The organism is Klebsiella sp. K47 (assembly GCF_051858335.1).
GTDB classification, from domain to species: domain Bacteria; phylum Pseudomonadota; class Gammaproteobacteria; order Enterobacterales; family Enterobacteriaceae; genus Klebsiella; species Klebsiella pneumoniae.
This window is the reverse complement of record NZ_JBPYUI010000256.1, coordinates 1-236: the sequence shown is the minus strand read 5'-3', so window position 1 is coordinate 236 and position 236 is coordinate 1. Positions and strand designations below refer to the sequence as shown.

1 protein-coding gene is annotated in these 236 nt (G+C 60.6%); it reads right to left on the bottom strand.

All coding sequences use genetic code 11. From position 1 onward, the window contains the following. Nucleotides 1-236, bottom strand: a 236-nt coding sequence (locus RRF55_RS27940) for an XdhC family protein (RefSeq protein ID WP_439419291.1), incomplete at both ends; no start/stop codon positions are given.

Below are 236 nucleotides of genomic sequence, written 5' to 3'. Positions count from 1 at the left end.
CAGGTTGAGGCCGATCGGCGCATGGATACGCGCCAACTGGTCGCTACTGAGGCCACCGATGCGCTGCAAGCGCTCGCGACGCTTGTCAGAGGTGGCCTTCGAGCCCATCACGCCGATGTAGAACGCTTCGGTACGCACCGCTTCAAGCATGGCCAGGTCATCGATTTTCGGATCATGGGTCAATGCAACCACCGCCGTGTCGGCATGGCAACCGCCATTGGCGATAAATTCCGACG